Genomic DNA, 11522 nt, shown 5'->3' with positions numbered 1-11522 from the left:
CATTCTTGACGAGAAATCATAGGTAAAATGGAGCAATAGATATAAGAAATAAACCTTTTACATGTTCGTATTCTCAAAACGTAATAGTGAGTCTGAAATAAAAATACGACTCTGGTGACCCGCTGCATTACAAACTATCGCCGAAGCCTAGGATATAGTGGGGTAATTAACCTACCACACGGGAAACACAGAGCCGTACTATCATAAAACTACAAGCATTAAACACTAGTAGTTGACGACAACTAAGGGATTCCTAGACTTATTATTGATAATATTTTGTAATGCATTGCAAAGGTGGATATAAATTTCGAGAAATCAAAGTACATTGTACTATTTTTCTCATAAGCATGCAAAATATCATCTTTCAAGAAAAATGACAATACATTTAGTTGTATTTGAGGTAATAAAACATATGAGTGGGATGGGGGCTGCTCAAATTGCAGAATATTAAGTAAATAAGATATTTAAGTGGAAAGTTATTAGACAAAAAAGTATGTGATGATTAAAAAGTAATTGAGTATTCTCAATTACTTTTATTCGTTTTTTTTCTGTGGGTAAATCAATCAAGCTAATGAAAGAAAAGACGCAATTGTTTTCGCAAAATCCAGCACAAGCCCACCATAGCCCTTTATCTTCTCAAAACGTGCCTGTGTTTTTTTTCTCATCTTTGCTTTTGATCGCAGCCTTCATGGCCTCAATATCTGCTTTAATCGCTTCTAGGCGATCATCATGATTTTCCTGTAATTGCTTTAGTAACTTATTTACTTCGTTGTCAAGATTTTGAAGATCAACATTGGTAACAATGTGATTATTATTACCGACCGAAACGGCACCTGTCGAGTAATTGATTATGGTTATGGTATTGCCTTCTTTTGTGGTCATATTCTCAATGTCATTTAGGTTACAAAAAAAACAATAAAAAATACCATTTTAAGGCACTTTTTTTTAAAAGAATCTACAAAAAAATCATCCTTACTTCATGAGTTGCAAGGATGATTTTTATATTCAGGCTTTTTAACCCTGTTTGGAGACACCTTCGATCTTACTCTTTATTTTTTTGAGGGACTTCAATCCCTGCTGGCCACACAGCGTCGGTATAAGCAATAGCATCATTTCCATTGCCTGTAAAATCTTTAGCTGTATTGTTTCCTTTACCTTCGTTGAACTTCCAGTAAGCTTTCAGACCGGGAGTTGTAGGTACGATATCATACATATTCTTGTAAACTTCTTCTTGTGAACGTATTACATTCCATATGCGTACTTCGCAGATTTCACCATTCAGTTGACGTGTCATATCATCACGTTCACCATAGGAGTGTCCTATTTTAAACATGAAATCTCCTTTCTTCTGTTTGCCCAAATTAATAGCCTCCCCAGTTCCGTAATTTTCAATACGGCTTTGCTCTTTACCATCAACATAAATAACAGCAATTTTTGTTTCTGTGTCGTATGTTACTGCTACGTGGTACCATTCACCCGGTTGCAGATATTTCGCATCATCCGCCTTTGGAAACTTGACCTCATTGGCAGCAAACTGTAATTGCTGTCGTGGGAAACCCGAATCGCCGAAACGGAATAAACAGTATTGCTCGATACCCATTATGGTAGAAATATCAGTCAAGGGATCGAATTTGTTTACTCTTATAACAGCTTCAAAAGTAAGTTGCTTCAAACCGTTTACTACATCAGCGGTGGGGCTGCCAGCTTCGAATCCCGGTACTTCGAAGTAGTTGTCCGCAAGACTGACAGCCGTGGTAATAGCACTGGAACGACGCACGATATAGCAAATAGTTTTTGAACCGTCCAGCATATCCATACCGCCCGAAGCCTGTTTGATACTAACAGGTAACAAGTAGGTTGCATCAATCTCCAGTTCTGTTAAATTTGAGAAGTTAATAGTGACTATTTCTGAAGTGACTTTTCCTGCGTGAATAATAACATCTTGCGCAGAAAACTTATAAAATTTAGAATCCAATACAGCATAATTATTCCCTAAGCGTGCGTTGTAGTGGCTTGCCAAAGAAGCATCTACCTGAAATTTGACACTGATATCTTGTTCGGCAGGGTATGCTAATACTGCTGATATTTGTTGTTCTCCTGTCTGTTTGACATTATTAAAAGTAAAATGAGCTATATCTTTCACTTTTGCTGCATCAATATATACGCTATTGTCGAAAGGAGAGTCCTTGCTATAATCTTTGTTATCACAAGCCAACACTGATAATAGGAGAGCCATACTCCAACCTATAAGAGTGGTAAGTGATAGAAAGCCTTGATGATTTTTTTCTATTTTCATGGTATTCTTGTTTTTTAATAATCAGAATTATTGAATATAGGGTTTTACATTCCTGCGGGACGTACCCATCCTTTTGAATATACATTATAGGTTGCCTCAAGTATCCAATCCAACGGGGCATAATTATAAGAATAATCACCATAAATAATTCCCCAATCATAAGGGGGAGCAGTTGATTGCCCCCAATACGAACCGTCATCCATCATAGCATTTATGTAGTTTAACGCATCGTTTCCCACCATACCTTCATAATTATTTTGCTCATTTGCAGTTAGATCAAATGCATATACAATAAGGTTATTCTTCTTGTGCTTCTCTTTTTTCCATTCCATCACTCTACGAATTGAACTAGCACTTAAAGTGTTACTATGATCATATAAAGGTACGGTCAGACTTCCATAATGTTCTGGGCTCAGCCCAGCGATGGGTTTACGAGTATATTCGCTGTAAGTGTGATCTGTTTCCCATGGCTCTATAATCTGGACAAGTTCTTTTATGTCGTCATAAGTGTGCCAGGCATAGTCTATGTATCTACCTACTTCAACACCTCCGCACCGATTCACATCATAAAAATACTCGGTAGGCTCGTCTTTATCAACAAGAGTGAGCATCTTGTCAGGAAGGGCCTCACGCAGAGCTTTAATGAGTTTAGGATAGGAAGTGGTGTTCACTGCGGGCATGCCTTGTTTACCATAAGCGCTCCCTTCATCACGTAGATTCACTCCATCCAGACCGTAAAGTTCTATTACATCTTTCACCTGTTGAGTAAAATCGGCAATTTGTCCATCGGCCATATTACAGAAACCAAGTCCTTTACCCCCACCTTCAACACAAAGGCATACTTTGCGTCCATGTTCTTGAAGTGGACGGATGAATTTGTCGGCTTGTTCCAGTACGTCGCGCATGTCACTGCTCAGACTGAGCAAGGCTCTTCGATTCATTGGATCGTAATCTACCGTTGTGGTACGCAGGTTCACTATACTGCCAATATTATACAGTGCTGCAGTGAAGTCTGTTTGATTAGTTTTTCTAATACCATATATATCAGCAATAAGAGGTTGGTAGGTCGAGGTATTTACATAGAATATTACGAGTGCATCGGGCAACATTGGTGGTATATCTATCTGTTCATATGGATTAGATGGACTGCATGTCGTTATTTTCTTTCTAATGCTGACTGCATAGTAGAGTATATTCTTGACAGTTTGTCCCTGTATCCCAGTAGGCATTTGTGTTACAGTTATTGGTAACAAGTACGGAGTATTGAAATTTAATCCGTCTGTCGAAATGGTAAATCTGATTATAGCGGACTCCTGTTTCCCTACAGCTATAGAGAATGTGCCATCTCCCTCAAACGTTACATTTTCAACAGGCAAAGCATTTAGTTTAGTATTGTTTGCCTTATTATAATCTTCCACAAGCATTTCATCTACAATTGCAGTTACCGTAAGTCCAGTCTTAGCAGGTTGCGATAACAAATAATAGATTTCTTCAGTAGTGGAATGATCACCTTCTGTCAGGTCGACAACTACTTTGTTAGTCAACGTATTTACACTACGCAGTACTCCAGACGTATTATCGATCATCGTTTCATCGGGCAGTTTGGCTGAGTCCATGGAAATTGACTCTTCGGTACACCCTGTCATCCCCACTGTTAATAACAGCAAGAATGTAATATATATGATAAAATTTCTTCTCATAATTATTTTTTTTACTTCGATGGATTCATTTGCTGAATAGCCGTTCGCGTAATTTCATAATTCATTTTCGAACTGTAATAATCTCCGCCTATAGCGTAAATTCCCAATCCTCCCAATAGACCGAGTGAGGCTACACGGTCAGTCATTAGAGTTACGGCATCTTGTTTTATGCTAGTTTCGTTAGTCATCTGTTCACCTATTCGGGCAGCAAGCAATAATTTATCTTTAGGTAATTTATCGTTAGCCAGAACTCCTGCAATTTGTAGTTTTAAGTCAGTGACATTAGTCAGGTCAGCAGTATTCAACACTACATAATTCAATTTGTCAAGGTCTACATCATCAACAAAAGCAGGATTTCCTTCCAACACCAGTAACTTATTTTGCCCAGCCGCAGCAGAGAGTTTGGAAACCATCAGTCGTGATTTCTCTTTATGTGCCGCCAATTCAGCATCCGTTCCGCTATAAAGCGGTGTTCCGGTAAAGGCGAAACCATCTAACTTAAGTTCGTTTACTGTAGCTACGGCTTTGTCCAACCAGATACCCCAAGCCGCAATATCAGTGAATGTAGTCTCTTGGGCAGTAAAGTCTATGAGATAAAGTACACGAATACTTTTTTCCTGCAATAGAGGAATATCTTCCAGATCATAATCGGATATCTTGTCGGGACTGCTTAGAGTTACAATATCTAGGGAGTCGGGCAATGAGCGGAGATAGCTTCCTTCATTTACCGGTTCCTCTATAGAGTTATCAAAGCGTGCGTAAGTTATATAATGCTTGCTCTGTTTATAAGTATGTAATACTTTCATATAACGTGCCCATAATTCTGGATTTTGGTCTTTGGCACTGTTGATATCGAGATTTACAGGTTCCGGTCCATTCCAGTCATTGCATGCCGTAGGCAAAACAAGGATTATTAGCAACAAACCATACCTGAGTAGTTTATTCATAATTGTTTTCATACTATTTCTATTTTATTCGTATTGTTCACATTTATAACTCTCTCATGGATTGGAGTAGGGTTTCTTATCCCACCACAACCTTGTCCCTCCATTATCGGGGCCTCCCAACATGCCTATCGCTTGGTTGATGTTCTGGAGATTCTCTGTATACTCGGTAGGAGGATACCATAAACGACGTATCATGTGGTTAGAATTGATGCTGCCGCCACTCTTGTTCTCTATCACTGGTATAAGGTGTGGATAGCCTGTACGGCGGAATTCGCTCCATGCCTCGACACCGAGTGGAAAATTGGCAATCCATTTCTGGGTGATAATTCGCTCAAGATTTCGCTCAAAATTTTCATCACCGTCTTCCCATGCAATGGTTATGGTACTTCTTGGTCCTTCCCAATCAGTATAAGTGAAGGTTGGATCGCTGTACGCCTCTGGTATATTAGTCATATCTGTCGTATATGCTTCGACACCCGATACTCCGTGTTGTTCAAAGGAGAGAGTTATCGCCTGATTATACAATGTCTTGGCATCACCTCCCATATTCCAACCGCGTAAAGCGCCTTCGGCACGCAGGAAGGTTATTTCGGCAGAGTTCATCCACATATAAGGACTAGTGCTTGTTATGATCGGTTTGCTGTATACTCCTATTATGTCATCTTTGGTTGTTACATCAATTCCGATGCGAATGCCTGCATATCCGTCTATTTCCTGAGGTTGGAAGTTTTCATCATATACAGTCATTTTGACAGTAGTGAACATCTTCTCCCGTCGCGAATCTTTATAACCGTTCATGTACGAGATAATATCAGCTCCTACACGCTGGTCATTCCAATCATTAAAAATCATAGCAGCTCGATTTTCTTCCACCTTCAAGAATGCATTGTCAATGTTTTGTGTAATAACACCTGCTGCTACAGCTTCTTCAGCTATCCGCTGAACTTCTTCCTTCATCTCTGGCACGTAGGTCAGGCGCATTGCCATGCGTAATTTGAGTGAATTGGCAAATTTGAGCCATTTGGATAGGTCGCCCTGATACACGTCATCGAATTTACGAAAAGCTTCTGCGCTCAAGTTGAGGTTTTCTTTGAGTACGTCACTCACTTCATCCAATTCTTTGAACATCTGCTTATAAACCTCTTCCTGTGAGTCATAGGATACAGTAAGCGAAACTTCACCTGTCTTGGAGATGATTTTGGAATAGGGAATAGGCCCATACATATCAGTTACCCGTTGCATGATAGTTACGCGCAACAATTTACCCAATGCGAGTGCGATTGGATCGTCTGTCTCATCGAGCAGGTCTCGATAGAAGGGATAGGTACGTGTGATGAGGTCGGAAAATGGTGCTTCTTGCCAATCAATGGGCGGGTTGTAGGTTTCAAATTTTGCTGTCCACTCTACTGTACAACCAATGTAACCAGCAAATGCACCTGTTCCAAGTGCTTCAACAAATTGATAAAGATGTTCTTCCGTAGGAATAACTAGTCCTTGTAATCCTTTGAGACTGGCACCGACGTTATACCCTTCGCGTCCCAGCTCTTCTTTATCCACTTGATAGTCTTTTTGGTTGATTTTATCAAAGTTGTCCGTACAAGCATATCCGACTATAAGCAGTAGAGCAAGTGTGAGCAACTTTATGATAGATGTTATATGTTTCATAATAACTGTTTTTTACCTGTTAAAAGTTGATTTTCACATTCAAACCGATGTTGCGTGTACTCGGCAGCATGAAAAAGTCGATTCCTTGGTAGTAATTGCCCGTTGTGGCAACGGCTTCGGGATCAAAGGGGGCTTTGTTGTAAATCATCCAAAGGTTGCGTCCCACGACAGACAATTGAATGTCGCATACATTATGCAACCATTTGCGTGGGAAGGTGTAGCCAATGGTTGCTTCCTGTAATCGAACATTAGTGGCACTGTAAGTATAATATTGTGGCAATCCACTTTGTGACCCGATAGCAGTGTACCATGTCTGTGCATCTACTCTATTACGTCCGTTGACCAGCATACCACCATTATCACGAGCTATTGCCGATCTTTCGGACACGCCATATTGGTCCATAGCGGCTGCTGTAGCAGAATAAACGATGCCTCCTATACGTGCGCTGAGTAATGCACTAATACTGAATCCCTTCCATAAGAACTGATTACTCCAAGCTAAATTACACTTAGGAAAAACACTGCCGAGTTTAATGTCAGGTAAGTTATTAACTGTTATTAATGAGCCTGCAGGGGAAATTTCCACCATTCCATTGTCATCGCGTTTCAAGTCGGATTGCGTATAGAGATCACCTAACGAGCCCCCGGTTTTCAGGATGAATCTCGCTTTGCCTAATCCTCCGACATCCAATCGACCTTTATTAATGGGCTCACCTGTTTCAGGATGTATATAGTCTTTTACCAGTTCTATTATTTTGTTTTTGTTGTGACTAAGTGTGAAGTTTGTTTGCCAACGAAAATCTTTTTTCCAGGTATGTCCGTAGCCTAGTGACAATTCGACTCCCTGATTCCGTACATATCCCGTTTGTAAATAGATAGTCGTATACCCAGAAGATACGGAAATTTTCGGGTCAAAAGTTTGGTTGAATGTATTTGCCAGATACCAGGACAAACCAAAGTTGAAGTCCTTGAACAAACGCATATCAAGTCCTAATTCCCATGAATCAGTACGTTCAGGTTTAAGATCGCCGATAGGATAGTGAGTTTTGGGCTTCCATGTCTGGGTCGTTTCGTCATATTCATAGGTCGGTGATGTCAGGTTACGAGGGTAAGGCATACCCACTGAACTGAATGAGCCTCGTACTTTCAAGTAGTCGATTGCGGAGGGTAACTTCACCATCTCAGAGATAACTGCTGAAAGTCCTACCGACGGATAGAAAAAGCAGGTGGAAGAAGAATTTGCTAATTGCGATGCCCAGTCATTACGTCCTGTTAGCGTAAGATAAAGCATACTCTTCCATCCTAATTCAGCACTGGCAAAAATGGATTGTGTTTGTTCCTCCCATTCGTCTTGACGTGCTTTCTTTTGTGTATTGTCGAGATCGAATACATTGAATACGTTCGGAATTCCATTCGCGCGAATCGGACCACGGTAGCTCAATTCATCATATTTATTATCTACTATACTTGCTCCGACATTCACTACAAGTGAAAAATCCCCGAAACGTTTGTTGAGGTTCGCCAGAACATCAGCATATACCTGCGATTCGTCAGGTTTACCAATAGAATAAAATCCCTGGCTGCTACCTTCGGTGAGCGTAGTATTAGAACTTGCGTATAGCTTTTGCTCGGATTTGGTACTGGAATTATCTACCCGGACACGCCCAGAGATATTCAACCAGTTTGTTATATCATAGCTGAGTGAAGCGGACAACATGTAACGCTTTTTGTAATTAGTACGCAAATTGCGATATGCAATCCAGTATGGATTCTGCATACGAAGGTCGCCCTCACCCTGCGGCCAGTACATCGTTTTGATTTTACGCGCGGGGTCCCAACGTTCGAACACTTTGACCAGGCTGAAATCATCACCGCGCGGAAACAAGTAAACAGGGACTATCGGATTGGAATAGGCTCCTTGATTTGTCATATTGCGGTCATTTTGGATAATGTAGCTTGCGCCTACATCCAGTTTCATTCTATCGTTTAAAAAATTCGTAGTGTTACGAAAGGTGAAATTAAAACGGTTGTAACGGTTATTAGGTACAATACCTTCTGAGTTTACCGATGCGGCAGAAAAGAAGGTCTGATTTTTATCCGTACCTGTGGAAAGCGTTACCGAATTGGTATAGGTAGTCCCTGTGTCGAAAAAATCACTTGGTTCGTAACCTCTACGGGAAGCGTCATTCAATAACGCCCCCCAGCTCAAAGTCGTGGAACCATCTGCTTTCCCTCTACTACCTGTACCATAACGATTTTGAAAATGCGGCAACACAAACGGTTTTGAAAAATCCGTATTACTAGATACGGATACCTGCAATTTACCGACTTTACCACGTTTAGTATTGATTACGATAGCTCCGTTGGCTGCATTGCTACCGTAAAGGGCAGCAGCGGCGGCTCCAGTTAGCACCGAGATACTCTCAATATCATCCGGATTAATGTCGGCAATACTTTCAGTTACTCCCTGAGAACCATTTTCCATACCGCCTCCTCCTCCAAAATTGAACATTGGGATACCATCGATTACATAAAGTGCATTACTACTTTGTTCGATAGACTTGGAACCACGCATCACAACCTTGCTGGCACCGCCTACACCTGAGGAACTGCTATTGATGACAACACCTGCCGCCTTACCATTCAGGCTGTTGATAAAGTTAGCATCTTTGACTTCCGTCAGTTGGTCCGATTTTACTTGCTGTACATTGTAACTCAGCGCTTTTTGTTCTCTTTTGATACCCAATGCAGTTACGACAACTTCTTTGAGTTCCTCTACGTTAGCAAACATTTGTACGTTATATACATTCTTGTCTGTAACTTTAATATAAGACGAAGTATAGCCAATATAGGTAAAACTAACTACACTATTTAAAGGAGCTTTTATGGAATATTCACCGTTTAAATCAGTAATAGCTCCAGTATTTGTGCCTTCTACCTGAATATTGACTCCTATCAGAGGTTCATTTTTTTCGTCAACTACCCTACCAGTTATCTGTTTGGTAGTTGTAGATACAGTTTTGGCTTGAGGGATAATTTTAATATAACTTCCTTTAATTTCATACGTAAATCCTGTTCCTTTTAGGATAATCGAGAGGGCTTTTTCTAATTCAACTTTTGCCAAATTGAGGTTGATAGCCGGTTTATCATTCAATTGCGAATCATTATATCCGACTGAAAATTTGGATTGTTTCTCTACTATTTTCAGTGCTTCAATAACAGTAACATTTTCTTTCTGAATAGTAATTTGTACACCATTCTGGGCAAAAGCCGTAGTTTGTATCATAAACATACAGAAAAATAACACAAATCTTATTCCTTTTACCTTTTTATCATTTTGCAATGTATAAGTGTGTAGCATTAACCTTAAGTATTAGTTTGTTAACTTTTTTACTCGCAATACTTATCTATCTTAAAATTTTTCGATTTCATATCCGTAATAGAAAATGTTCTATTGCGAATATTTTTTTACATATATAGTTATTTTTTCTGATTAATACAAATTGATAATTGATACTCGTATATTATTATATGTAATAAATGTTTGATATTTAGTGGGTTATCTCAATGAAATATTTTTTTATTTTTCTGACATGAAAAAGGTTCGAATAATGAAAAATTCTCATTTTCCTATCTTTAATTCTAACAAGAAAATCAATATTTATATATTTTTCGGCAATATTGTCATCCAAAAGTCGTGTTTTAATATATACTATGGGCTAAAATTATTATTTTCACTACTTTGGTTGATTAAAATGAGATAAAATATATAAAAAGACCAGGAGTATTACCTATGATGAGATATTCTGAATAGAAGAATCTATTCCTCCTGGTCTTAATCTATCCATCGCAACAGCGCTTATCTACAAAGTGATCGCTTGACGATGTGTTTTTTGCAACATACTTTATGACGTTTAATAGTTCTTAGTGTACGAATTACCTGTATAACTAACTGTTTTCCCTCCCCATACCTTTGAAGCGAAATTATTCATGAGGCCTGAGTGGTCCGTATTCCTAAAGTTGAACATCATTATTGCACCATAGCCGCTATAGTTTGCTGCACAGCTTTGAATTTGACTTGTACTTGGAATAGGGTTTGTGCAATGTATTGACATTCTTGCCCATTTACCGTTCCCCAATCCAGCAGGAGGATTCTGGTCAATGCCGAAGTTAGGCCACATGTAGCTTATGGCATTCATCGTAGTAGCATCGAAATTAGTATAGCCACCAAAATGGAACACTGTTATCAACTTACCAGGTAGTAATTGGCGTACTCTTTTGATAAGATTTCCGAAAATAGTAGTGCTCGGTGTTGGCAAATTGGCAGGTGCCATCCAATATTTGGCGTATTCATCATCGAAGTCCACGCCGTCTAGCTTATATTTAGTAACACAAGCTGCTATTTGCTGTGCAAAACTCTCAACCATTGCTGGGCTTAGGTTACAAAAACCTACCCCTGTGTGATCTCCCAACAATCCTAAAGATACCTTGATACCTTTTGCCTGTAGTGGGGCAATAAGAGTACTGGCATTGTTTAATATATAGGTTTGATTGTCATTGTGGTATAATTGAACAGTATTTGCTGTACCTCGGATGTTAGAAGCAAACAGAATCACATTGTCAATCACCTGTTCCTGAGGATTTGTACCAGTGAAATAGTATTCACCGGCATTTAAAGGATTAATGTCGTTGGTCTCAATGTAAGCAGTCAACTTGGGTATTTTCGTCGCATCGATGCTACGAGTAGTTGGTTGAGTGTCTTGCTGCGTTTCTACTGTGTAGTCTTCATTACTACAACTTGTGATAAAAGCTCCTGCAATCATTGCCGCAGCGAGCAAAAAGAAGTGTCTCAAATTTTTCATGTCGTATTACTTATCTATTGGTTAATATAAAATCCGGTTAGGCAGTGCGTTA

The 11522-nt window shown here is 39.5% G+C and carries 7 protein-coding genes; all 7 read right to left on the bottom strand.

The genetic code is table 11. From position 1 onward, the window contains the following. Positions 1–636 precede the first annotated feature (636 nt). Complete coding sequence (locus HMPREF9447_RS03680; protein ID WP_009128192.1) at positions 637–882, bottom strand: hypothetical protein; 246 nt, start codon at positions 880–882, stop codon at positions 637–639. A 160-nt stretch (positions 883–1042) separates the two neighbouring features. Then, complete coding sequence (locus HMPREF9447_RS03675) at positions 1043–2296, bottom strand: DUF1735 and LamG domain-containing protein (protein WP_009128190.1); 1254 nt, start codon at positions 2294–2296, stop codon at positions 1043–1045. A gap of 44 nt (positions 2297–2340) precedes the next feature. After that, positions 2341–3996, bottom strand: coding sequence for a BT_3987 domain-containing protein (locus HMPREF9447_RS03670; protein WP_009128189.1), 1656 nt, complete (start codon positions 3994–3996; stop codon positions 2341–2343). Positions 3997–4007: 11 nt separating this feature from the next. Further along, positions 4008–4955 carry a glycoside hydrolase family 18 gene (locus HMPREF9447_RS03665; protein WP_009128187.1) on the bottom strand — a complete coding sequence of 316 codons (948 nt, stop codon included), beginning with the start codon at positions 4953–4955 and terminating at the stop codon, positions 4008–4010. Between the two features lie 42 nt (positions 4956–4997). Further along, positions 4998–6608 carry a RagB/SusD family nutrient uptake outer membrane protein gene (locus HMPREF9447_RS03660; protein WP_009128186.1) on the bottom strand — a complete coding sequence of 537 codons (1611 nt, stop codon included), beginning with the start codon at positions 6606–6608 and terminating at the stop codon, positions 4998–5000. A gap of 19 nt (positions 6609–6627) precedes the next feature. Beyond that, entirely contained in the window at positions 6628–9969 is a 3342-nt protein-coding gene (locus HMPREF9447_RS03655) for a TonB-dependent receptor (RefSeq protein ID WP_009128184.1), read from the bottom strand. A gap of 553 nt (positions 9970–10522) precedes the next feature. Further along, positions 10523–11470: a glycosyl hydrolase family 18 protein gene (locus tag HMPREF9447_RS03650; protein ID WP_009128182.1), complete on the bottom strand. Its 948-nt coding sequence runs from the start codon at positions 11468–11470 to the stop codon at positions 10523–10525. Between the last annotated feature and the right edge of the window lie 52 nt (positions 11471–11522).

It is taken from the genome of Bacteroides oleiciplenus YIT 12058, assembly GCF_000315485.1.
GTDB lineage: Bacteria > Bacteroidota > Bacteroidia > Bacteroidales > Bacteroidaceae > Bacteroides > Bacteroides oleiciplenus.
Note: the sequence above shows the minus strand (reverse complement) of the source record. Positions and strands in the feature narration are given on the sequence as shown.